At 72.4% G+C, this 23,873-nt stretch carries 15 protein-coding genes; 7 read left to right on the forward strand and 8 right to left on the reverse strand.

All coding sequences use genetic code 11. The annotated features are described in order from the left end of the window. From ACIHCX_RS24110 to ACIHCX_RS24130, 5 genes are all read right to left on the reverse strand, one after another. Positions 1–716: ATP-grasp domain-containing protein (locus tag ACIHCX_RS24110; protein WP_400032757.1), on the reverse strand; the 716-nt coding region annotated here is incomplete at its 3' end. A 492-nt stretch (positions 717–1,208) separates the two neighbouring features. Next, positions 1,209–2,456 (reverse strand): hypothetical protein, encoded by a 1,248-nt coding sequence (locus ACIHCX_RS24115; protein WP_400032759.1) that lies wholly within the window; start codon positions 2,454–2,456, stop codon positions 1,209–1,211. 105 nt (positions 2,457–2,561) lie between these two features. Further along, positions 2,562–3,746 carry a VWA domain-containing protein gene (locus tag ACIHCX_RS24120; protein WP_400032761.1) on the reverse strand — a complete coding sequence of 395 codons (1,185 nt, stop codon included), beginning with the start codon at positions 3,744–3,746 and terminating at the stop codon, positions 2,562–2,564. Continuing rightward, complete coding sequence (locus ACIHCX_RS24125) at positions 3,743–6,160, reverse strand: DUF5682 family protein (RefSeq protein WP_400032763.1); 2,418 nt, start codon at positions 6,158–6,160, stop codon at positions 3,743–3,745. The genes ACIHCX_RS24120 and ACIHCX_RS24125 overlap by 4 nt, the downstream gene beginning before the upstream one ends. A 120-nt stretch (positions 6,161–6,280) precedes the next feature. Then, positions 6,281–7,435 (reverse strand): AAA family ATPase, encoded by a 1,155-nt coding sequence (locus ACIHCX_RS24130; RefSeq protein WP_400032765.1) that lies wholly within the window; start codon positions 7,433–7,435, stop codon positions 6,281–6,283. 133 nt (positions 7,436–7,568) lie between these two features. Here ACIHCX_RS24130 and ACIHCX_RS24135 point away from each other — a divergent pair, with 133 nt between their 5' ends. Both ACIHCX_RS24135 and ACIHCX_RS24140 read left to right on the forward strand, forming a co-directional pair. Then, positions 7,569–8,924, forward strand: coding sequence for an SWIM zinc finger family protein (locus tag ACIHCX_RS24135; protein WP_400032767.1), 1,356 nt, complete (start codon positions 7,569–7,571; stop codon positions 8,922–8,924). Positions 8,925–9,178: 254 nt separating this feature from the next. After that, a complete protein-coding gene (locus tag ACIHCX_RS24140) occupies positions 9,179–10,807 on the forward strand; it encodes a DUF5691 domain-containing protein (RefSeq protein WP_400032769.1) in 1,629 nt (542 codons plus the stop codon). Positions 10,808–10,911: 104 nt separating this feature from the next. On the opposite strand, the gene ACIHCX_RS24145 is transcribed toward ACIHCX_RS24140, so the two are convergent. Continuing rightward, entirely contained in the window at positions 10,912–11,328 is a 417-nt protein-coding gene (locus ACIHCX_RS24145) for a cobalamin B12-binding domain-containing protein (RefSeq protein ID WP_400032771.1), read from the reverse strand. Positions 11,329–11,822: 494 nt separating this feature from the next. Here ACIHCX_RS24145 and ACIHCX_RS24150 point away from each other — a divergent pair, with 494 nt between their 5' ends. Further along, positions 11,823–12,689 (forward strand): esterase/lipase family protein, encoded by an 867-nt coding sequence (locus tag ACIHCX_RS24150; protein ID WP_400032773.1) that lies wholly within the window; start codon positions 11,823–11,825, stop codon positions 12,687–12,689. 77 nt (positions 12,690–12,766) lie between these two features. Beyond that, positions 12,767–14,350, forward strand: coding sequence for a peptidoglycan DD-metalloendopeptidase family protein (locus ACIHCX_RS24155; RefSeq protein WP_400032775.1), 1,584 nt, complete (start codon positions 12,767–12,769; stop codon positions 14,348–14,350). Positions 14,351–14,945: 595 nt separating this feature from the next. On the opposite strand, the gene pcrA is transcribed toward ACIHCX_RS24155, so the two are convergent. Beyond that, the gene (gene pcrA, locus ACIHCX_RS24160) at positions 14,946–17,477 is read right to left on the reverse strand and encodes a DNA helicase PcrA (RefSeq protein WP_400032777.1); all 2,532 of its coding nucleotides are present in this window, start codon (positions 17,475–17,477) and stop codon (positions 14,946–14,948) included. Positions 17,478–18,035: 558 nt separating this feature from the next. Here pcrA and ACIHCX_RS24165 point away from each other — a divergent pair. Further along, on the forward strand, positions 18,036–20,882 hold the full coding sequence (locus ACIHCX_RS24165) for an ExeM/NucH family extracellular endonuclease (protein ID WP_400032779.1): 2,847 nt from the start codon (positions 18,036–18,038) through the stop codon (positions 20,880–20,882). 95 nt (positions 20,883–20,977) lie between these two features. Continuing rightward, on the forward strand, positions 20,978–21,940 hold the full coding sequence (locus tag ACIHCX_RS24170) for a tellurite resistance/C4-dicarboxylate transporter family protein (protein ID WP_400032781.1): 963 nt from the start codon (positions 20,978–20,980) through the stop codon (positions 21,938–21,940). 45 nt (positions 21,941–21,985) lie between these two features. Here ACIHCX_RS24170 and ACIHCX_RS24175 read toward each other — a convergent pair whose 3' ends face one another. Further along, a complete protein-coding gene (locus tag ACIHCX_RS24175; protein WP_400032783.1) occupies positions 21,986–22,339 on the reverse strand; it encodes a hypothetical protein in 354 nt (117 codons plus the stop codon). A gap of 416 nt (positions 22,340–22,755) precedes the next feature. Here ACIHCX_RS24175 and ACIHCX_RS24180 point away from each other — a divergent pair, with 416 nt between their 5' ends. Next, on the forward strand, positions 22,756–23,817 hold the full coding sequence (locus ACIHCX_RS24180) for an NlpC/P60 family protein (RefSeq protein WP_400033295.1): 1,062 nt from the start codon (positions 22,756–22,758) through the stop codon (positions 23,815–23,817). Positions 23,818–23,873: the final 56 nt, after the last annotated feature.

Genomic DNA, 23,873 nt, shown 5'->3' on the forward strand with positions numbered 1-23,873 from the left:
TTGGCAGCGGCCTCCAGCGGGTTGGCCGCGGCCCTGTCGTGGAGCTCCTCGAACTCGGGGTGACGGAACTCCGCGTTGTCGTCCAGCGACACCTTGCCGTCGAGGGCGATGACGTCACCGGAGGCGACCTTCGCGAGCGGGTTGACCTCGACCAGGAGGGCGTCCTCCTTGACGAAGACCTCCCACAGGCTGACCAGGACGTCGGCGACCTTGTCGGCGACCTCGGCCGGGAACTTGGCCGCGGCGACGATCTCCTGGGCCTTCGCCTTGTCCACACCGTCGATGGCGTCGATCGCGATCTGGGCGACGGCGTCGGGGCGGGTGGCCGCGACCTCCTCGATCTCCATGCCGCCCTCGACCGAGGCGATGGAGAGGAAGGTGCGGTTGGCCCGGTCGAGGAGGAAGGAGACGTAGTACTCCTCGAGGATCTCCGGAGCGGTCTCGGCGAGCATCACCTTGTGGACCGTGTGGCCCTTGATGTCCATGCCGAGGATGTCCGTCGCGCGGGCAACGGCCTCGTCCGGGGTGGCGGCCAGCTTGACTCCACCGGCCTTGCCGCGGCCACCGACCTTCACCTGGGCCTTGACGACCGACTTGCCGCCCAGCCGCTCGGTGATCTCGCGCGCCGCCTCAGGCGTGTCGATGACTTCACCGGCCAGCACCGGTACACCGTGCTTGGCGAAGAGGTCCCTCGCCTGGTACTCGAACAGGTCCACGCGCTTCCGTCCCTATCAGTGATCTCGCGGTTCGTTGGATGCGTGGGCGTGCCGCGAAGGGCAACGTGACGTCCGCTCTGGGTCACAGGGAAGGCGCACACGGTGTCCGAGCGCGCGGCATGTCCGTCTCGCAGGTTATCCCCGCTTACGGGGGTGCCCTAAATCGAGGGTCACACCTGAGCGGTGATACCTGTCACATGATGCCGCACTCTCTGGCACGGCGTGCCGTGGAAGCGGGCGGTGCTGGGGTGTGACGCGAGGTGTGGTGCGGGGGCCTCACCGGGCTGGGGTTGACCGAGTGAGGCCCCCTCGTGCAGCCCTGAAGGGGCTGAGGGCGGATGATCCCCACCCCAATGGGGACCGGTCTGCCCTTTCCGCGAGGTCCCGGGCGGCACGGCCGGACGGACCGACGGCTTTCAGGCCGTCCGGGGTCCACCGGGCCCGCGGAGTCGGGTGGGCTCTCCGTGGCGACGGAGTGGTGGACCTGTCCGGTCAGCCGGGGAAGACGGGGACGGCCTGGTAGCGGTCCCGGGTGACGGCCGCGGCGGCCGGGGCGGCGACGCCGGGCACGAGGCGCAGCGGGGCGCGCTCGGGCAGCGTGACGGCCTGTGCGTCTCCGTGCCGTGAGGTGCCGGAGTCGGCGGCCGCGTGGTCGCCGAGCACGTCGTCCGAACCACCGGCGGGACCCCGCTGGGCGGGGAGCCGGGTGAGGGGGGCGACGAGGTCGGCGCGGGGCGCGTGGTGGGCCCGGACGTGCACGGTGATGCCGACGGTCCCACCGATCGCGCCGGTGTACCGCGGGCCGTAGGCGGCGGAGGACACGGTGCCGGTGCGGCCTTGCGCCGTACGGGGCTCGGACACGGTGGTGTGCCCACCGGACGTGGGCGGGTCCGCGCTGCCCGGCCGCTGCTGCGGCTGGTCCTGCGGCGCCGAGGCGGCGGACCCCGGCTCCGGCTGCGAGGGCGACGGCAGAGGCAACAGCGCCGGGAGACCGGGCCCGGCGGGCACCGTCGCCACCTCGGGCAGCCCCTCGCCCACCCCGCCCACCGCGGCACCGACCACATCCCCGACCGGCCGCACGACGGACTCGGCCACCACGCTCACGACGGGCTGGACAACCGGCTTCACGACGGTCTGCACCACGGCCCCGACGACCGGCTTCACGGCGCGTTCGGCAACCGGCTCGACCACCGGCCTCACGACACGCTCAGCAACCGGCTCGACCACCGGCCTCACGACACGCTCGACGACGGACCGGACGACCGGCCGCACCACCGGCTCGGCGTCGGACTCCGCGACCGGCGGGGCGCCCAGCCTCACGACGGGGGCGGCGGCCGGCTCGACGACGGATGTGCCGAGCGGCCGCACAACACGTTCGACGACCGGCTCGGTAACCAGCCGGGCGCCCGGCAACGCGGCAGGGTCGGCCATCGGTCGGACACCGAACTCCGCGGCCCGGTCGGTCGGCGAATTCGTCGCGAAGTCGCCGACCGAGGGCGAGGGTGAGGACGTGGACGTGGGCGAGGGTGAGGATGTGGACGCGGGCTCCGGAACCGCGGTGGTCACCGTCCCGGCCGCGGGTGCCGTCGGTCCGGCCTCCGCCGCCCGCGCCTGTTGCCCGGACAGGAACCCGAGGGCGAACAACGCCCCCACCAGCAGCCCCAGTTGCAGCGCACGCCGCCCGGCCGCCGTACGCGTCACGCGCAGGGCGGCACCGGACAGGGCTGCTGACCAGGTCAAGAGGGGACGGTTCCTCCCGTACGGCGACAAGGGTGTCGGGGCGTTGATCCTCGCACGGGGTTCCCAAGGGTGCGCAAGCCCTCTCCCCCCGGTGGGAGGCCAATGTCACGCGGCGTCCGGTATGGGCAGCGGCCGCTTCTCGATCGCTGCCGCCATCACCTCCGGGAAGAGGTCGGGCGTGCAGGCGAACGCCGGTGCCCCGAGTGCCGCGAGAGCCGCCGCGTGTTCGCGGTCGTAGGCGGGTGCGCCCTCGTCGGAGAGCGCGAGCAGCGTCACGCACTGCACTCCGGACGCCTTCATCGCGGCGACCCGCTTCAGCATCTCGTCGCGTATGCCTCCCTCGTACAGGTCGCTGATCAGCACGACCACCGTCTCGGCGGGCCGGGTGATCCGCGACTGGCAGTACGCCAGCGCACGGTTGATGTCCGTGCCGCCGCCGAGCTGGGTGCCGAAGAGCACGTCCACCGGGTCGTCGAGCTGGTCGGTGAGGTCGACGACCGCCGTGTCGAAGACGACCAGCCGCGTGCTGATGGACCGCATCGACGCCAGCACCGCCCCGAACACGGAGGCGTACACGACGGACGCCGCCATCGATCCCGACTGGTCGACGCAGAGAACGACCTCCTTCTTCACGGACTGCGACGCCCGGCCGTAGCCGATCAGCCGCTCGGGCACGACCGTCCGGTACTCCGGCAGGTAGTTCTTGAGGTTGGCCGCGATCGTGCGGTTCCAGTCGATGTCGTGGTGGCGCGGCCGACTGATGCGCGCGCTGCGGTCGAGGGCGCCGGTGAGCGTGGCCCGGGTGCGGGTGGCCAGCCGCTTCTCCAGGTCCTCGACAACCTTGCGCACCACGGCCCGGGCCGTCTCCTTCGTCGTCTCCGGCATCGCCTTGTTGAGCGAGAGCAGGGTGCCGACGAGGTGGACGTCCGGCTCCACCGCCTCCAGCATCTCCGGCTCCAGCAGCAGCGTGGCCAGCCCGAGCCGGTCGATGGCGTCCCGCTGCATGACCTGCACCACGGAGGAGGGGAAGTACGTCCGTATGTCCCCGAGCCATCGCGCCACCGAGGGCGCCGAACCTCCCAGCCCCGCCGAGCGGTCGCGTCCCGTCCGTCCCGTCGGTGGCTTCTCTCCCTTTCCGTAGAGCGCGGCGAGCGCCGCGTCCATCGCCGCGTCCCGTCCCGACAGCGCGCGTTCGGTGCCGTCGGCCGGGCCGCCGCCGAGCACGAGCCGCCAGCGCCGCAGCCGCTCCTGGACCGGGTCCGTCACGTCGTGCCCCTCTCCCACGGTCATCCCGTCGCCCCCGCAAGCTCGTTGCTTCGGCTCTCCCCGCCGGGCCCGGTGCCGTCCAGTCCCAACAGCAGTCGCAGCACGGGCAGTACGGCGTCCGCGCGTTCCTGGTCGAGGTCCTCGGCGAAGCCGGGCACACCGCCCGTCAGGCCCCCGGCCCTGACGCCGTGCTGCCCCGGACCGCGCCGGACCAGCTCGCCGAGCGTTCTGCGCACCCCCGACTCGTACGCCGAGAAGGTGCGCCGCAGCAGCGGCAGCACGTCCGTGAACGCCTGCGCCGGCACGCCGGTCAGCCAGGCGTCGACCAGTCCGAGCAGCCGCTCGTCGTGCACGAGCAGCATCCCGCCCCCACCTCCGACGAAGCCCTCGATCCACGCGGCCGCGTCGGCCGGCGGTGTGCCCGGCGACAGCGCGAGGCCCATGAGCCGTGCCGCCTGCTCCTGCTCGACCTCCCCGTCGTCCAGCAGCAGCCGCGCCGCGCGTCCCCGCAGCACCCCGGGAACCGTGTCCCGTCCGGAGAGGGTCCGCAGCACGGTGTGCCAGCGGGCGCGCAGACCGTCGTGCCCGGCCTTGGGGGTGTCGCCGAGCAGGGCGACCGCGCCGTGCACCGCGTCCACATGCCGCCGCATCTCCTGCGCCGCGTCCGCGTCCAGCGCGACGCACGCCGACGGCAGGCCGACGAAGATCCGCTCGGCCAGGCCGGCCGCCACGCCGGCCAGCGCCTCGGTGTCCGTGCCGCGCACGTCCCCGTAGCGCAGGGAGCGGACCAGGGCCGGCAGCGCCCGGGCGAGGTGCCCGACGTCCGCGTCGAGCGCCGCCCGGTCGGCGAGCACGCGCATGACCACGGGTAGCGCGTCGGACAGTTCGGCGAGCAGGCAGTGCTCCGCGAGCGCGGTGACCTCGGCGAGGGTCTGCGCGGCCACGGCGTCCGCCTCCGCCCTCGCGGTCGCGGCGCCCCGCACGGTCGTCCCCCACACCCCGGCCTCGGCGACGCGCACCGACAGCTCGGGCTCCCAGCGCAGCCGCCAGGTCTCCCGGAACGTACCGGTGCTGCCCCGCGAGGCCGCTGTCTCGCCCCAGCCCACGCCCAGCAGCCGCAGCCGGTGGAGCAACCTGCTGCGCCCGGCATCGGTCTCCCTGCGCAGGTCGAGCTCCAGCTCCCGCTCCAGTGCCTCCGGCTTGAGCCGCAACCGCCGTTGCAGCCGGGCCAGGTCGCGCTGCAACGGCACCGCGGGCGCCGCCTGAGGCACCGTGCCCAGCACGTCCCCGACCACCAGCCGGTCGTGCACCAGTGCCAGCGGTACGTCGGAGCCCTCGCACATCACCGCACGCACCGCGTCCGTCGTCTCGCTCAGGCCCGGCAGTGGGCGGCCGCGCATCGCGGCGAGCGTTCCGGCCAGCCGCACCGCCTCGATGACGTGCGCGGAGGAGACGATCCGGTCCTCCTCGCGCAGCGCTCCCGCCACCTTGGTCAGCCACCGCTCGACGGGCCGGTCCGGCACGTCGAACAGGTGGGCGTACCAGCCCGGCGCGTCGATGCCCGCGCCATAGCCGGAGGCCCGGGACAGCCGGCGGTGGGTCCACGGCACCCAGGTCATGTCCGCCCTGACCTTGGGCAGTCCCTTCAGCAGGGCCCGGTCGGCGGCCACGGTCGCCCTCCTCCGCAGCGCGGGCACGTGCCAGGCCCCGCACACCACGGCGACGCCGTCCCCGAACTCGCGCCGCGCGGCGCGCACTTGGAGACGCATGTACGCCTCGCGCACATGATCCCGGTGGTCCTCCCCCCTGCCGTACGCCTCCCGCAGCGCGCCCATGGCCTCCTCCAGCACCAGGAACGGGGCGAACGCGTCGCCCTCACCTGCTCCCCGGTGCTCGACCACGTCCTCCCACCAGCGCTCGGGGTCGTCGTACCCGGCGGCCTCGGCGAGTGCGGCGAGCGGGTCGACGCGCACCTCGGCCTGGGGCGGGCACGCCTCCGCCGGGGGCTCCGCGGTCCCCTCCACCGCGGAGCCCTCGCCGCCGGCGCCGCCGTCCGCGGACGGTCCGGCGTCGTCCCTCCCCCACGCGAGCGTGTGCGTCGCCGGGAGGTCGATGAAGCGGGCTGGGACGTCGTGTTCCAGGGCCCAGCGGACGGCGACCCACTCGGGTGAGAAACCGGCCAGTGGCCAGAACGCCGAGCGGCCGGGCTCGTCCACGGCGTGGGCGAGGAGCGCGACAGGCGGCCGCGTGTCCCGGTCGGCGGCGAGCGGGATCAGCGCGTCCGCCTCCGGGGGCCCCTCGATCAGCACCACCCGCGGCCGCGCCGCCTCCAGCGCGGCCCGCACCGCGCGTGCGGAGCCGGGCCCGTGGTGCCGGACCCCGAGCAGCAGCGGACCCTCGCCTGGCCACCGGCTTCCGGCTTGCTCAACTCCCCTCACGCCGTCCCCCTCCTCGTCCTCCTCGTCCGCGCCCCGCGGTCCAGCTGGGCTCGTCGTCGGCGCGGGCCCGCACCGGGCCCGCCGGCAGACGGCCCCCGTCGGTCGGCCGTCCCGTGCCGCTCACGCGCTCACCTCCCGGCAGGCCCGGTAGAAGTCCTTCCAGTCGTCGCGCTCGCGGACGACGGTCTCCAGGTACTCCTGCCAGACGACGCGGTCGGCCGCCGGGTCGCGGACGACGGCGCCGAGGACGCCGGCGGCCACGTCACCGGCCCGCAGCACGCCGTCGCCGAAGTGGGCGGCCAGCGCCAGGCCGCCGGTGACCACCGAGATCGCCTCGGCGGTGGACAGGGTGCCGCTGGGCGATTTCAGCTTCGTACGGCCGTCGGCCGTGACGCCGTCGCGCAGTTCGCGGAAGACGGTCACGACCCGGCGGATCTCGTCGGCCCCGTCGGGGACGCCCGGCAGGTCGAGGGAGCGGCCGATCTGGTCGACGCGGCGCGCGACGATGTCGACCTCGGCCTCGGGGCTCTCCGGCAGCGGCAGCACCACGGTGTTGAACCGGCGGCGCAGGGCGCTGGACAGGTCGTTGACCCCGCGGTCGCGGTCGTTGGCGGTGGCGATCAGGTTGAAGCCGCGTACCGCCTGCACCTCCTCGCCCAGTTCCGGTATCGGCAGGGTCTTCTCGGACAGGATCGTGATCAGCGTGTCCTGCACGTCGGCCGGGATGCGGGTCAGCTCCTCGACCCGGGCGGTCATGCCCTGCGCCATGGCCCGCATGACCGGGCTGGGCACAAGGGCGTCGCGGCTCGGGCCGTGCGCCAGCAACCGCGCGTAGTTCCAGCCGTAGCGGATCGCCTCCTCCGGGGTGCCGGCCGTGCCCTGCACCAGCAGGGTCGAGTCGCCGCTGACCGCGGCTGCCAGGTGCTCGGACACCCAGGTCTTCGCCGTGCCCGGCACACCGAGCAGGAGCAGGGCACGGTCCGTGGCGAGGGTGGTGACCGCGACCTCGACGATGCGGCGGGGGCCCACGTACTTCGGTGTGATCACCGTGTCGTCCGGCAGCGTGCCGCCGAGGAGGTAGGTCGCGACGGCCCACGGCGACAGCTTCCAGCGGGCCGGGCGCGGACGGTCGTCGTGTGCCGCCAGTGCTGCCAGCTCGGCCGCGAAGGCGTGCTCGGCGTGCGGGCGCAGCGTCTGGTGCGCCTGCGGCGTGTTCGCGGGCGCGGAGTGGTTCTGGCTCGGTTCGACGGGTGTCGCTTCGACGGACGCAGACATGGCTGGGCCCCCTCCAGCTCGGCCGGTTCGGATCTGCCACCAACCGTGCACCACGGCACTGACAATGCGTTCTGACCTGCACGAACATGCTCGCCCGATCGCATTGTCAGTGGCAGGACCTACCTTCGACGACATGACTCAGCAGGGGGTGCGTTGGAGCGCGGACCAGGTGCTGGCACTGGCACCTGACGCCGCATCGCGCAAAGCGGGAAGCAAACTCGGCGCGGCCGGGCCGTGGTCCGAGGCGGGGTGTTCCGACGAGGGGGCGGTGTGGGGGCAGTGCAAGGGCAGCGGCGACAGGCCGTATCGGACGGTCGTCGACATCGCGGGCGGCGCCGGGCCGGCGTACAAGTGCAGTTGCCCGAGCCGCAAGTTCCCGTGCAAGCACGCGCTCGGCCTGCTGCTGCTGTGGGCGGGCGGCGACGGCGCTGTGCCGTCCGGGCGGGCGCCCGACTGGGCCGGGCAGTGGGTGGCGGCCCGCGGGGAGCGGACGGCCCAAAAGCGGTCGGAGGGGGCCGCGCGTCCGGCGTCCGGTGCCGCTGATCCGCAGGCCGCCCTGCGCAGGGCGGAGCGCCGCGCCGAGCGGATCACCGCGGGGGTGACGGAGCTGGAACAGCGTCTGGCCGACCTGCTGCGCGGCGGTCTGGCCTCGGCCGAACAGGCGGGGTACGGGCTGTGGGAGGAAATGGCGGCCCGCATGGTCGACGCGCAGGCCCCCGGCCTGGCGGGACGGGTGCGGGAGCTGGGGGTCGTGCCGTCCTCGGGGCCGGGGTGGCCGGTGCGGTTGCTGGAGGAGTGCGCGCTGGTGCACCTGCTGTGCCAGGGCTGGCTGGGCCGGGAGCGACTGCCGGAAGGGGTGTCGGCGGCGGTCCGTGCCCGTGTGGGCCTGCCCGTCCTTGCGGACGGGCCTCCGGTGCGGGACCACTGGCTCGTCCTCGCCCAGTACGACACGGCGGACGCGAAGCTGACCACGCGCAGGATCTGGCTGCACGGCGCCGGCTCCGGCCGTACGGCGCTGCTGCTCTCCTACGGCGCGGCGGGTCGTGCCCCGGAGCTCGCACTGCCGGTCGGTCTGGCCCTGGAGGCGGACGTGTCCTCCTGTCCGGGCGCGGGACAGCTGCGCGCGGCCCTGGGCGAGCGGTTCGCGCCCCCGACGCCCACCCGGATCCGCCCGCCCGGTGTGACCACGGCGCAGGCGGCCGCCCGCTACGGCGCGGCACTGCGGGACGACCCGTGGCTGGAGTCGGTTCCGGTGACGCTGCGGGAGGTCGTACCGGTCCCGGACGGTGAGTCCTGGCAGCTGGCCGACGCCGCCTCGGACTCCGCGCTGCCCGTCACTCGCGCGGCCCGTGCGCGTCCCGGCCTGTGGCGGCTGGTCGCCCTGTCGGGCGGCACGCCGGTCACGGTCTTCGGCGAGTGCGGCCACCGGGGCTTCACCCCGTTGACCGCCTGGTCGGAAAGCGAGGGAGAAATGGTGACGCTGTGCTGATAGGACATCGACTGTCCGTGACATAAGTGCTGGCAGCAGGCTCGGAGTGTCCGGCAAAGGAGTGACGTCGCCGCGATATGCGGGGCCTGGCCGACATAACGGGAACCTCTCGCCCAAAAGGCGCAAAATGTCAGAGAGTATCCCATCTGAATACGTTTTCTCTTCCGCACCACGCATTTGTTCCGCCCCAGGGGAAACCCGGTCCGTGTGACCCTTCAACCACTCCCGGGCAGCCGGCCACGGAAAGGAAGCTCATGATCAGGACCTCCACCACGCCGGAGGCGCCCGCCACGGGCGCCTGGGAGGAGTTGGTCACCACCGCCCTGCTCGGCACGGACCGGCGCACACCCCCGGGCGGCACGCCGGAACGGACCGCGCCGGTGACGCTGCTCGACGCGGCGGCCGTGCAGACCGTCCGACGGCGTGCGGGGCTGCGCCCCGCATCGGCGGCCCGGCGCCCGGAGCCGGCGCCTCGGGACCCGCGTCCGCCCCTGCCGGCGGCCGCGGCCCGCAGGCTCGCCATGCTGCTGAGCGACCGGCCCGGTGCGGCGGGCGGCCGCAGGAGCACGGCACCGGACCTGATGGAACTCCTGCCCCAGTGGCTCGCGACGGCGAACGCCCACGGGTACGCCCCGCCCCCGCAGACCCTGCCGGCTCTGCTGGACGCCGCGCGGGGCCGTACGGACCTGCGTCCGGCCGCACTGGCCTTCGGCGGCCCGCGCGCGCGGTGGCTGGCGGGGCTGAACCCGGACTGGCGGTTCGCCCTGCGGGCGACCCCGGGCGCCGGCGCCGCGCCGACCGACCCCGAGGACGCCGACCGCGTCCGGAAGCTGTGGGAGGAGGGGCTGTTCGCGGAGCGGGTCGCGCTGCTGGCGTCACTGCGCGCGCGCAGGCCCGCGGCCGCACGCGAACTGCTGGCCGGCTCCTGGGCCACCGAGCGGGCCGAGGACCGCCTGATGTTCCTCGACTCCCTGCGGACGGGTCTCGGCCCGGACGACGAGGCCTTCCTGGAGCAGGCCCTGTCCGACCGCAGCCGCAACGTGCGGTCCACGGCCGCGGAGCTGCTCTCGGCGCTGCCCGGATCGGCGCTCGCCGCGCGGATGGCGGCCCGGTCCGGCTCCTGCGTGGCGGTCGACCACACGCGCGCGACACCCACGCTCGTCGTCGAGGCACCGCACGAGTGCGACGCGGCGATGGAGCGCGACGGGATCGTCCCCAAGGCCCCGGCAGGGCGGGGGGAACGATCGTGGTGGCTGGGCCAGTTGGTGGAGGCGGCGCCGCTCGGGGCCTGGCCCGGACGGCTGGGCGGACGCACACCTCGGGAGATCGTGGCCCTGCCCGTCGCGGACGGCTGGCAGGGAGAACTGCACGCCGCCTGGTGCCGGGCGGCGGTGCGGCAGCGGGACGCATGGTGGGCGCGGGCGCTGCTCGGGCCCCCCGGGGCCCCCGACTCCGGCGGCCCCGGCGCGGTGTCCCTGGCCGAGCGCGCCAAGCTGCTCGACACGCTGGACGCCGTCGAACGGGCCGACTGGGTGGCCGGATTCATCGCGGCACACGGACTGCCCGAGGCGTTTCAACTGCTCGGGGTGTGCGCGGTGCCGTGGGCGGCACCGCTCGGGCGAGCGGTGGTCGACGCGCTCAACATCGCGCGGGACGCAGGGAGTTACCCATGGAGTTTCAGTGGAGTAATGGGGCTTGCCGAACGGTGCCTGGATCCCGCGGAGGCGAGTCGACTGGACGGACTACTGGCTGTTCCGGACGAGGCGGAGGACGCCTCGCCAGGAGCCGGAGGGTACTGGGCGGAGGCTTTCCAGCGGCTGGTGACGACCTTGCGGCTGCGCTCCGCCATGGCGGAGGAACTGGACGCGGCGCGGGCCGACTGAGCCCCGCTCCGGGTGTAGGCGGATCTCCCTGGGGGCCTTGCCCCCAGGACGGGCCGCTCGCACCCGGCCGGCACCAAAAGCCCCTGCGGGAACCGGCGGCGCCCCTACGCCTCGGCGGGCTGGCGGACGTTCGCCCTGACCCAGTCGACGATCGACTGGGTGGTCGCGCCGGGGGTGAAGATCTCCGCGACGCCCTTCTCCTTGAGCGGCGGGATGTCCGCCTCCGGGATGATGCCGCCGCCGAAGACGACGATGTCCTCCGCGTCACGCGCCCGGAGCAGTTCGATCACCGCGGCGAACAGCGTGTTGTGGGCGCCGGAGAGGATGGACAGACCGATCGCGTCGGCGTCCTCCTGGATCGCGGTGTCCACGATCTGCTCCGGGGTCTGGTGGAGCCCGGTGTAGATGACCTCCATACCGGCGTCGCGCAGGGCCCGCGCGATCACCTTGGCGCCCCGGTCGTGGCCGTCGAGCCCCGGTTTGGCCACCACCACGCGGATCGGACCGGCTGCCACACCCATCACTGCCTCCATGAAGCGACTACACCATCCATCTGTACCGACAAGTACCGCACATGTGGCACGGACACCCCGCACCACACCGTCCGGGGAAGTGAACGAACGTTATCGCCAGCATCCCGCAACCGGCAGTTTCACGGTGCAGAGGGAGGGGGAAATCACATGGTGGGACACTCCCCCGGGTTCTTTGGGCAGGGGGGACCCGCAGGCCGCGCGCCGTTCCCCGTCGTCGCGGCCCCCGCGCCGCACCCCTCCTCCGCGGCGCGCGGACCACGGCGGGAGCAAGCACGACGGGAGCCGCAACGAGGTCGTCGCTCCATCGCGCCGCAGGCCACGCGCCTCGGTGGAGCGCGGTATCGGCGAGGGCACGAAGGGCACCCGGGGCCGGTGGGGCACGGCAGCGCGAAGGCTGCCCGGCCGACCGCCCTCGCCGCGACTGCCCACGAGGACACACGGGGGACAGGGCCGTCCTCCCGTGTGCCGACAGGAGGTCGGCCATGAAGGTCACCAGGGTCGCGGACCCCATTCTCCCGCTCTGCCGGTGCCTGCTGCCGTGCAGACTCGCGGGGCTCTCACTGGCTCTGCTGAAGGCGACCGCCCTGGAGCTCGCGATCCTCGCGGGGCATCTCCTGCTCTATCCCTCGGGCATCGTCCAGGAGCGCCGCGCCGCCTCGGGCGCGCTCCCGGCACCCGACGGCACCGCCCAGCTGCCGGCGGAGGCCAAGCCACCGGTGGTGCTGCTGCACGGGTTCATCGACAACCGCTCGGTGTTCGTCCTGCTGCGCCGCAACCTCGCCCAGCACGGCAGGCAGCGGGTGGAGTCCCTGAACTACTCGCCGCTGACCTGCGACATCCGTACCGCGGCCGAGCTGCTCGGCCGGCACATCGAGGAGATCTGCCAGCGCACCGGCAGCAGGCAGATCGACGTCGTCGGGCACAGCCTCGGCGGGCTGATCGCCCGCTACTACGTGCAGCGGCTCGGCGGGGACCTGCGCGTCCGCACCCTCGTCACCCTCGGCACCCCGCACTCCGGCACCCGGGTCGCGCCGCTGGCCAACGCCCACCCGATCGTGCGGCAGATGCGCCCCGGTTCCGAGCTGATCGAGGAGCTGTCGCGCCCCGCGCCGGGCTGCCGTACGCACTTCGTCAGCTTCTGGAGCGACCTCGACCACCTGATGGACCCGCTGGAGTCCGCCTGCATCGAGCACCCCGATCTGAAGGTGGAGAACATCCAGGTGAGCGGGATCGGACATCTCGCCCTGCCGCTGCACCCCGCCGTGGCCACCGGGATACGGCAGATCCTCGACACGGCGCGACCCGGAGACCCGACCGCCGAACGCGCCGGCGGAGTGACCGTCGCCTGACGACCGACCCCTCACCGTCGAACGAAACTCGAACACAAAGTTAAGGCCGTCTCCACAGACCGGCGAAACACGGCTGAATGCCCGTTTCCCGCTTCGGGGAAACCTGCGGAAGATTGTCGCGCCCTCGTACCGCCGGGTACAGTCGCCGCACTGCTCTGGCAGCCCCTGTTGTCGAGGCGAAAGAGAAGTTGGTGAACGACCGCCACCCGTCGGGGAGCGTGGCCGCCCCGGCCCCGGCCTCCGATCCCGCCTCGACGCCCTACGCGTCGTACGACGGACAGGAAGCCGCGTACGGCGACTTCACCACCTACGGCGACTACGACGCCACCGGTTTCCACACCGGCACGTACGCCACGGCGCAATACACCGCCGACCCGCTCTACAACGGCCTCACCCCCGGCGAGACGCACAGCACGGGTTCGTACGACACCACCGGGTGGTCCACGCACGGGCACCAGAACCCCAGCTACGACCCGTACGCGCCCCAGCACCACACGGTCTACGACACCGGTGTGTACGACACCGGCGCGTACGACACCACCACCTGGGCGACGGGCTACCAGCAGCAACTGGCCTCCGTCCCACCGCAGTCCGCCCCGGTCGACACCAGCGGCCAGTGGGACGCGCGCGCCTGGCTCCAGCCGGACCAGACGGCCACCGCCGACGCCACGCAGCAGTGGGAGTGGGGCACACAGGCCTTCGACACCGGCGCGTACGACGCCACGCAGTGGAACGGCGACGGCACCACCGCGGTCACGGAGCACTTCGAGGCGCCGGAACCACACGAGCCGCAGGGCGGGTTGGCCGAGGTGGCGGAAGAGGGACCGGCCGCCACCGCCGAGCCGGACGCGGCCCCGCCGCTGCTCGACGACGAGGAAGAAGTCACCCACGCCCCCGTCTCACGAGCGGCCTCCCGCGCCGCGGGCCGCTCCCGGCGCCGCCCCCCGGCCAAGCGCTCCGCGCTGCTCACGGTCGCGGTGCCCTCGGTGTGCGTGATGGGGGTCGCCGGGATCGCCGCCGCCTCCGTGGGCGGTCTGACCGAGGACGGCAAGGACAACGCGGCGGCCAGGCCCGACGCCCAGCCCGTCAAGGCGTCCACCGCCAACAACAAGCTGGACACCCAGCTGCAGGGCCTGTCCGCGGGGGCGAACGACTTCGCCGACCGGGCCAGCCGGTACCAGGAGCGCATCGACCTCCAGGCGCAGCAGGAGGCCGAGAAGAAGAAGGCCGTGGAGGAGGCGGCCCGCCTGGAGCGGCTGCGTCCGAAGTTCGCCGTCCCGGTCCTCCAGCACGGCCTCAGCGCCTACTTCGGCCAGGCCGGCGTGAACTGGATGTCCGTGCACACCGGCATCGACTTCCCCGTGTCGTACGGGACGACGGTGCTGGCCGCGACCGACGGCACGGTCCGCACGCAGTGGAACAGCGCCTACGGCAACATGCTGATCCTGACCGCGATGGACGGCACGGAGACGTGGTACTGCCACCTCTCCAGCTACCGGGTCCCCTCCGGTACGACGGTGAAGGCCGGAGAGCCGATCGCCTACTCCGGGAACTCCGGCAACTCCACCGGCCCGCACCTGCACTTCGAGGTCAGGCCCGCGGGCGGGGCGCCCATCGACCCGCTGGCGTGGCTGCGCAGCCACGGCCTCGACCCGACGTAGCAGCCCCCGCCGCCCCCAGGGCGTTTCGTCTGGATCATCTCGCCCGCCGTGGACGGTTCTGGACAGGCACAGTCGGCCATGGGTCGCGGAGCTGTCGAGCGGTGGAGTCAGAGTTCTTTGGTCATGAAGATGCGGCTGGTGCCGGCAGGTAGGCAGGGAACTTCTCCCAGGTGCCCCCAGCCGTGTTGCTGGTAGAACCCCGGGGCCTGAAAGCTGATGGTGTACAGAGCTGCGGTCTTGCATCGCACTCTCCACCACCACGCGGCGCCCGCTGGTGCGGTCATGCCTGGACTGGACCGGACGCCGCCCCCATCTGGGCGGTGCCGTGGGAGCCGCCATCTGCTCCCGCGCGCTGGACGCAGGCTGGGTGACCAGGATCGGCACGGGCCGAGCCCTCGCACTGACGGAATCTGGCCGCCTGGTGTTCCACGAACGCTTCCACGTCCCCACAGACCAACTTCGTACTGGCGAGACCAAGCCCACCACCTAGGGCTGGGCAGCTCCGCTCGGACCAGCGGGCGGACCACAGGAAGATGCCTGCGATGTGGAGTACGGCCAGGTAGATGGAGGCTGGATCGAAACGGCCCGGCCGTCGCTACAGCTTCTCCACCGGCGCGTACCGCAGCAGCAGCCGCTTGGCCTTGCCGTCGCCGAAGTCGATCGTCGCCTGGGCCTTGTCGCCGGTGCCCGCGACGGCGACCACCGTGCCCAGACCGAACTGGTCGTGCGTGACCCGGTCCCCGACGGCGAGCGCCGCCACCGGCTTCTCCGTGGTGCGGCGGGTGGCGAAGCCCGAGGCGCCGGACGCCGACGAGCGGGAGCGGGATGAGGACAGCGAGGCCGCCACCGAGGAGGCCGGACCGGAGGGCGCGAAGCCCGAGCCGCCCGTCCGCTTCCAGTCCACGTGCGCCGGCGGGATCTCCTCCAGGAACCGGGAGGGCGGGTTGTACGACGGCTGGCCCCAGGCGCTGCGCATCGCCGAGCGGGTCAGGTACAGCCGCTCCCGCGCGCGGGTGATGCCGACATAGGCCAGGCGCCGCTCCTCCTCCAACTCCTTGGTCTGGCCGAGGGCACGCATGTGCGGGAAGACGCCGTCCTCCATGCCGGTCAGGAAGACCACCGGGAACTCCAGGCCCTTGGCGGTGTGCAGGGTCATCAGGGTGATGACGCCGTCGCCGTCCTCCTCGTCCGGGATCTGGTCGGAGTCGGCGACCAGGGCGACCTGCTCCAGGAAGTCGGACAGCGCGACCGGCTCCCCCTCCCCACGCTCCTGCTCGAACTCCAGGGCGACGGCGGCGAGTTCCTGGAGGTTCTCGATACGGGTCTCGTCCTGCGGATCGGTCGACGCCTGCAACTCGGCCAGGTACCCGGTGCGTTCCAGGACGGCCTCCAGGATCGTGGCCGGCCCGGCGCCCGACTCGACGATCGTGCGGAGGTCCTCCATCAGCGTGTTGAACCGCTTGACCGCGTTCGTGGAGCGCGCGGCCATGCCGTACGCCTCGTCGACGCGGCGCAGCGCCTGCGGGAAGCTGACCCTCTCCCGCTGGGCGAGGGCGTCGATCATCGCCTCGGCGCGCTCACCGATGCCCCGCTTGGGCACGTTGAGGATGCGGCGCAGCGGGACGGAGTCCTCGGGGTTGGCCAGGACCCGCAGGTAGGCCAGGACGTCCCGGACCTCCTTGCGCTCGTAGAAGCGGACGCCGCCGACGACCTTGTAGGGCAGGCCGACGCGGATGAAGATCTCTTCGAAGACGCGGGACTGGGCGTTGGTGCGGTAGAAGACGGCGACGTCGCCGGCCTTGGCCTCCCCCGCGTCCGTGAGCCGGTCTATCTCCTCGGCGACGAACTGCGCCTCGTCGTGCTCGGTGTCGGCGACGTAGCCCGTGATGCGGGCGCCCGCGCCGGCGTTGGTCCACAGGTTCTTGGGACGGCGGGACTCGTTGCGCTCGATGACCGCGTTGGCGGCGGACAGGATCGTCTGCGTGGAGCGGTAGTTCTGCTCCAGCAGGATGGTCGTCGCGTCCGGGTAGTCCTCCTCGAACTGGAGGATGTTGCGGATGGTCGCGCCGCGGAAGGCGTAGATCGACTGGTCGGCGTCACCGACCACGCACAGCTCGGCCGGCCGGAGGTCGTCCCCGGCGGGCGGTGCGTCGGCCACGTCCGCGGAGTGCCCGCCGGTGCCGACGAGTTCCCGCACGAGGGCGTACTGCGCGTGGTTGGTGTCCTGGTACTCGTCGACCAGGACGTGCCGGAAGCGGCGGCGGTAGTGCTCCGCGACGTCCGGGAAGGCGCGCAGCAGGTTGACCGTGGTCATGATCAGGTCGTCGAAGTCGAGGGCGTTGGCCTCGCGCAGCCGCGACTGGTACAGGGCGTAGGCCTGGGCGAGGGTCTTCTCGAAGCCTCCCCCAGACTCCGTCTGGGAGGTGCCCCCAGTCGCCTGGGCGGCGAAGTCCTCCTCGTCGATCAGCTCGTTCTTGAGGTTGCTGATCTTGGCGCTGAAGGACTTGGGCGGGTAGCGCTTGGGATCGAGGTCCAGATCACGGCAGACCAGGGCCATCAGGCGCTTGGAGTCGGCGGCGTCGTAGATCGAGAAGGAGGACGTGAAGCCGAGCTTCTTGCTCTCCCGGCGCAGGATGCGCACGCACGCGCTGTGGAAGGTCATCACCCACATGGCGTGCGCGCGGGGTCCGACGAGCTGCTCGACGCGCTCCCTCATCTCGCCGGCGGCCTTGTTGGTGAAGGTGATCGCCAGGACCTGGCCGGGGTGGACGCCCCGCTCAGCCAGCAGGTACGCGATCCGGTGCGTGAGCACGCGCGTCTTGCCGGAGCCGGCGCCGGCCACGATGAGCAGCGGGGAGCCGGAGTGCACGACGGCGGCGCGCTGGTTGTCGTTCAGCCCCTCCAGGAGCGCGGCCGGGTCCACGACCGGACGGTGGGCGCCGTCGCGGTAGTAGGCGTCCCGCTCGTAGGAGTCCCGGTCCGGGGGCACGTCGAACTTCCCGTCGAACAGATCGTCCGGAACCGGCTCCGGAGCGTGATCGTCCTCGGGCGGCGGCGGGGGCTCTTCCTCATGGCCCCGGGGGCCCTGGAGATCCGCCAGGAAGCTGTCGTCAAAGAGGCTGCTCATCGCTTTACGAGTCTAGGGCGCCGGACCGACAACCGGTCGCCGCCCCGAAAACTCCGCCCCGCGGATCGGCGCGCATGTCCACTGATCTTCCGGCAGAGGGAGAGGGCGTACCCCTCGCCGACCGCCGCGAGCCCGAGCCCGGCCACGGGGTGTCCGGCGGCGCGGAGCAATCGGCCGCCGTCGCAGCGGCCCGCCGCTGTCGGCCGCCGTCGGAGCGGCGCCGCCTCGGCCGCGAGGGCACGGAAGGAACCGTGACCGGCCTCGCGGAAAGGTGGCCGTCACCGCCCGCCGAGCTACGGCGCCGGGGGAATGCCGGGTGTGCTCATCGGTGACAGCGGCGGCAGCACGCGCCCGAACTCACCACGGGTCAAGGCGTGGACGACCGCGTCGACCTGACGTATCTTCATGCAGCCGTCCGGGTTTTGGAGAGATCGAGACAAGCAGTTCACCCACCGTTGGCATAACGGCCGGGAGTCCCGGTTTAACTCGCTTCGCCTTGTTCGGCCGTGCGGTTCCAGTTTCCCCGTGCCGCCGTTCTCCAATTTCAGGAGCGACTCCATGCCTCTTCCTCTCCCGAGGAACTCCCGGTCCCGCCGGACTCTGATCCGTGCCACCGGCATCGTGCTTGCCGTGACCGGTCTGAGCAGCTTCATCGCCGGGTCCGCCAACGCCAACCCGGCCGGTACCGGACTGGTGATCAACGAGGTGTACGGCGGGGGCGGCAACTCCGGCTCCACCTACACCAATGACTACATAGAGATCTTCAACCCGACCGACGCCGCCATCAGCGTGAGCGGCTGGTCGGTGTCGTACTACAGCGCCAAGGGTGGCCTCGGCGGGTCGACGGCCCTCTCGGGCAGCGTGCCGGCCCACGGCTACTACCTGGTCCAGGAGTCGAAGGGCACCGGCGGCACCACCCCGCTGCCCACCCCCGACGCGAGCGGTCAGCTGGCGATGTCGGCGACCGACGGCTCGGTGACGCTGAACGACGCGGCCAGTGCCGTCATCGACACGGTCGGCTTCGGCACCGGCTCGATCGTCGAGGGCGCGGCTGCTCCTGCGCCGAGCAACACCATGGCCGTCACCCGCAAGACCCCCGGCGTGGACACGGACAACAACAGCGCCGACTTCATCACCGCGACGCCCGACCCGAAGAACTCCGGCGGTGCCGGTAACGGTGACGGTGAGCCCGGTGACGGCAACTCGGGCGGTGACGCCGGCGAGGTGACGATCGCCGAGATCCAGGGCACCGACACCGACACCTCGCCGCTGGCGGGCAAGACGGTCACCACCGAGGGTGTCGTCACGGCGGTCTACGCGACCGGCGGCTTCAACGGCTTCTACATCCAGACCGGTGGCACCGGCGGCACCGTGGCCGACGACAAGACCCCGGGTGCCTCGGACGCCGTGTTCGTCTACGGCTCCCAGTCCGCCGGCACCGTGAGCATCGGCGACAGCGTCCAGGTGCAGGGCACGGTCCAGGAGTTCTCCGGCACGACCGAGATCACCTTCCCGACCGTCACCAAGCTGTCCACCCCGCTGCCGGCCGTCAACCCCCTCAAGATCGCGTGGAGCGACCTGGAGACCGACGCCCAGAAGGAGGCGCACGAGGGCGAGCTGCTGGCTCCCCAGGGCGACTTCACGGTGGCGGACAACTACAACGCCAACTTCTACGGCCAGGTCGGCCTGGCCGCCGGCACCCAGACGCTGCGCCAGCCGACGGATGCCGGCACCGCCGGCAGCGACGCCGCGCAGAAGGCCGCCGACTACAACGCCTCCCACGCCATCATGCTCGATGACGGTGCGAGCGTCAGCTACACCGCCACCGGTGCCGCTGCCAACGACCCGCTGCCCTGGCTCACCCCCGACAACCCGGTGAGCGTGGGCGCCAAGGCGACCTTCCACAAGCCCGTGGTCCTGGAGTACCGCAACTCGCTGTGGAACTTCCAGCCCACGAGCCAGGTCAACGGTGCCGGCAAGGACATCGTCTCGTTCTCCGACATGCGCACCCAGAAGGCGCAGCCGGCGGCCGTCGGTGGCAAGGTCCACCTGGCGACCTTCAATGTGCAGAACTACTTCCCGATGACGGGCGACCGCTACATCGCCAAGGGCCTCGGGAAGTGCTCCTTCTACAACGACCGCCAGGGCAACCACATCGCGGTCAACGACTGCGGTGCCGGCGGCCCGCGCGGCGCCGCCGACGACGCCAACCTCCAGCGCCAGCAGCAGAAGATCGTCAGCGGCATCATCGGCCTCGGGGCCGACGTCGTCTCCCTCGAGGAGGTCGAGAACTCGGCCAAGTTCGGCGAGGACCGCGACACTGCGCTCGCAGGCCTGGTCGACGCCCTGAACGCCAAGGCGGGCGCCGGCACCTGGGCCTTCGTCCCGTCCCCGGCGACCGAGGACCGTCCGGCGGTGTCCCAGGAGGACGTCATCCGGACCGCGTTCGTCTACAAGCCGGCCGATGTCTCTCCGGTGGGTGCCTCGCACATCCTGAAGGACCTCTCGGGTCCCGGTCAGAACTTCTCCATCGCGCGTGAGCCGCTGGCCCAGGGCTTCAAGGCGGCCGGTTCTGCCGACTCGGACGCCTTCCTGGTCGTGGCCAACCACCTGAAGTCCAAGGGATCCGGGACCGCTCTCTACCCCGGTGACAAGGAGGACACCCGCCCGGTCTACGACCAGGGCGCGTTCAACGAGAGCCGTACGCACCAGGCGCAGGACATGCTTGCCTTCGCCCAGGAGCAGGCGCAGGCGCTGAAGACCGACAAGCTGTTCCTCGTCGGCGACTTCAACGCCTACACCCACGAGGACCCGATGGAGTACCTGTACAGCCAGGGCTACAACGACCTCGGCTCGACGTACGACCCGGAGCACTTCTCCTACTCCTTCCACGGCCTCCAGGGCACCCTCGACCACATCGTCGCCAGCCCGGCCGCGACGGCGATGGTGACGGGCGCGACGATCTGGCAGATCAACGCCCAGGAGTCGGTCGCTTTCAACTACAGCCGCTACAACTACAACGTCACGCCGTTCTTCAACGGTGACGAGGCGTTCGCGGCCTCCGACCACGACCCGGTCCTCGTCGGCCTCAACACGGGCTCGGAGTCCGGCAAGGTCGCTGCCAAGGTCGACCTCAAGGTCACGCCGAACAAGGTCGTGGTGGGCAAGACCGAGGTCATGGCGCATGTGACGGTCACGGCCGCCGGCGCCAAGCCGACCGGCACCGTCACGGTGACCGTCGACGGCCGGACCTACAGCGCCGAGCTCAGCGGCGGCGGCGTGGCGAACATCAAGCTGCCGGCGTTCCGCGATGCGGGCACGCACACCGTGACCGTGGACTACTCCGGGGACGCCAAGGTGCTCGCCGGAACGGCTGACGCCTCGGTGACGGTCACGACGAAGTAGGCCAAGAAGGCGCTCACGCGCTGACGCGTGGCACCGGCGGCGGGAGCCTGCCCTTCGGGGCGGGCTCCCGCTTCCGTTCCGGCTAGCATCGGGCCATGCCCGGCACCTCACCCTTCCGCGCCTGGTTGGCGCGGCGCCCGCCGGCGGCCGGGGCCGCCGTGATGGCCACCGGCATCGTGTCGGTCGCCCTGCACCTGACGGGCTACGAGGTGGTGTCCCGCGTGCTCCTCGTGGTGGCCTGTCTCGCCTGGCTGACGCTGGCGGCGGACTTCGTGCTGCGGCTGCTGGGCGACCGGTCGCGGTGGGCCGAGGAGGCGGGGACGCCGGGCGCCCTCACCGCCGTCGCGGCGACGACCGTGCTCGGGACGCGTTTCTCGGCGCTGGGGTGGCAGACCCTCGCGGAGGCGCTGCTCGCGCTGGCCTTCGTGCTGTGGCCGGGACTGCTGGTGCTGGTGGTCCGCAACTGCCGTCGCCCCATGCCCGGGGCGGTGTTCCTGAGCTGCGTGGCGACCGAGGGCCTGGCCGTGCTCGCCGCCACCCTGGCCAAGGAGCGGGCCGTGGCCTGGCCGGCGTACGCCGCGCTGCTGCTGTTCTGGATCGGGCTCGCGCTGTACGTCTTCGCGCTGTGCTGCTTCGACCTGCGCCAGCTGCTCGAGGGGCACGGGGACCACTGGATCGCGGCCGGGGCCCTGGCGATCTCGGCACTCGCCGGCGCGCGGCTGCTCACCGCCGGCGCGGGCATGTACCTGTGGGACGACGACGACAGCAGTGTGCTGCGTACGGCGACCCTGGCGCTCCTCGTGCTCGACCTGTGCTGGTACGCCGTCCTGGTCGTCGCCGAGCTGGTACGGCCCCGGCCGCGCTACGACGTGCGCCGGTGGTCGACCGTGTTCCCGATGGGCATGACGGCGGCGGCGAGCATGTCCGTCGCGGCCGCCGCCGGCGTCCCGTCGCGCGGGCTCGGGGAGGTGCTGCTGTGGGTCGCGGTGGCGGCGTGGCTGGCCGTCGCCGCGGGCGCGGTCCTGGACGCGCGCACGGAGCTCAGGACGCTGCGCTGACCGTCACGCCCACGGCACGGTCCGTCACATCCACGGAACGGTCCGTCACGTCCACAGCACGGCGATGAAGATGTTCACCGTGGTCAGCAGACCCACCAGGCCGAACAGGCTCTTGTCCACCTTCTCGTCGTCCCGCTTGACGTAGACCAGGCCCAGGATCACGATCAGCAGCGCCAGCTTCACACCGATCTTGATGTTGTCGAGGTGGTGGCCCTGGGCCTCGTTGAGGCCGACCAGGGCCACGCCGGTGACCAGCATGGTCACCGCACCGTGCAGCATCGCGGGCACGAAGCGGGCCGTGCCCCGACCCATCGCCTTCATCTGGGTGAGGAAGCCGCCGAGCAGCGCGGCGATACCGACGATGTGCAGACCGACGAAGAGATGGATGAGTACGTCCATGAGTCGGAGCCTAACCAGCGGCCGATTCGCTCCCGGCACCGCCCCGGGTGGACTCGGACGGACCCGTGTCGATCGCCCGCATATATGCGACCCATAGCACCCCGCCCGGCCCGGATGCCCCGAAAATCCACCTATCGGTCATCCCAGCGCGCCAAGGCAGCGTCCCCGGGACCGGATCACGATCACATACGATCACCCGGCGATCCCCTGACGCCACTTCCGTACATGCCCTCACCGGGAGCTCATCGAGCGGCTTAGCTCCTGCTCCAGGTGACCGGCTTCACCGCCGCCCGGGCCAGGGGCGGCGGCCGGACACCACCGCCGAGAAGCCCGGCGGCGGGCCGCTCCCCCTGTGCGGTCCGCCGCCGGGCCGGCGCCCCGCCTCCGCGGCCGGCAGAAGGGACGTGACGCTCGACGTGGCAACGCACCGCAAGCACCGACAGCGCTCGCTCGGCGGAAGCACCGTCCGTACGGCCGCCACGATCGCCCTCGCGGGCGCCGCTACGGCGACCGGCTTCGACGGCACCGGGCACGCCGCGCCGCGGCCGACACCGGAGCAGATCAAGGCCACGGTGGACCGGCTCTACCAGGAGGCGGAGACCGCCACCGAGAAGTACGACGGCGCCAAGGAGAAGGCGGACGCGGCTGAGAAGCGGCTGAAGGCACTGGGCGACGAGGCCGCCCGCAGGCAGCAGAAGCTGAACTCCGCCCGCGACGCGCTGGGCTCGATCGCCGCGGCGCAGTACCGGGACGGCGGGATCGACCCCGTCGTACGGCTGATGCTGTCCGACGATCCCCGGCGGTACCTGGACGGGGCCGAGTTCGCCGAGCGGGCGGGCGTCCGCCAGACGGCCGCCGTGTCCGACGTGCGCCGGCAGCTCCGGGAGATCGGCCGGCTGCGTGGGGACGCGCGCGTCGAGCTGACCTCGTTCAGGTCACGGCAGGCGGAACTGCGCCGGCAGAAGAAGGCGGTCACCGCCAAACTGGACGAGGCCCGGCGGCTGCTGGCCGGACTGTCCCCGCACCAGCGCGCGGCGATCGGCGTGGGCGGGGTCACCGGGAGCACGACCGGCCACGCCACCGGCGCCCGGGACCCGCTCGGTGACCCGGCCGCGGTCACCGCCCCCGGTAGCCGCGCGGCGGAGGCCGTCGCCTACGCCTACCGGAAGCTCGGCAGCCCCTATGTGTGGGGAGCGACCGGGCCGAACGCCTTCGACTGCTCGGGCCTGATCCAGGCCGCCTACCGCTCCGCGGGGGTCTCACTGCCCCGCACCACCTACGCCCAGATCGGCGCGGGCCGCCGTGTCCCACGCTCCGCACTGCGACCCGGCGACCTGGTGTTCTTCTACTCCGGTGTCAGCCACGTCGGCCTCTACGTCGGCCACGGCCAGATGATCCACGCCCCGAACCCCTCGGCCCCGGTCCGCCTGGCCCCGATCGACCAGATGCCCTTCGCGGGGGCGACCCGGGTGGCGTGAGCAGCGCGAGGTGAAAAAGCTCAGGGAGTGAGCCGAACGGGCAGCGCCTGGAGCCC

Origin of the sequence: Streptomyces sp. NPDC052043, from assembly GCF_044548235.1 — a bacterium.
In the GTDB taxonomy this organism is placed as follows: domain Bacteria; phylum Actinomycetota; class Actinomycetes; order Streptomycetales; family Streptomycetaceae; genus Streptomyces.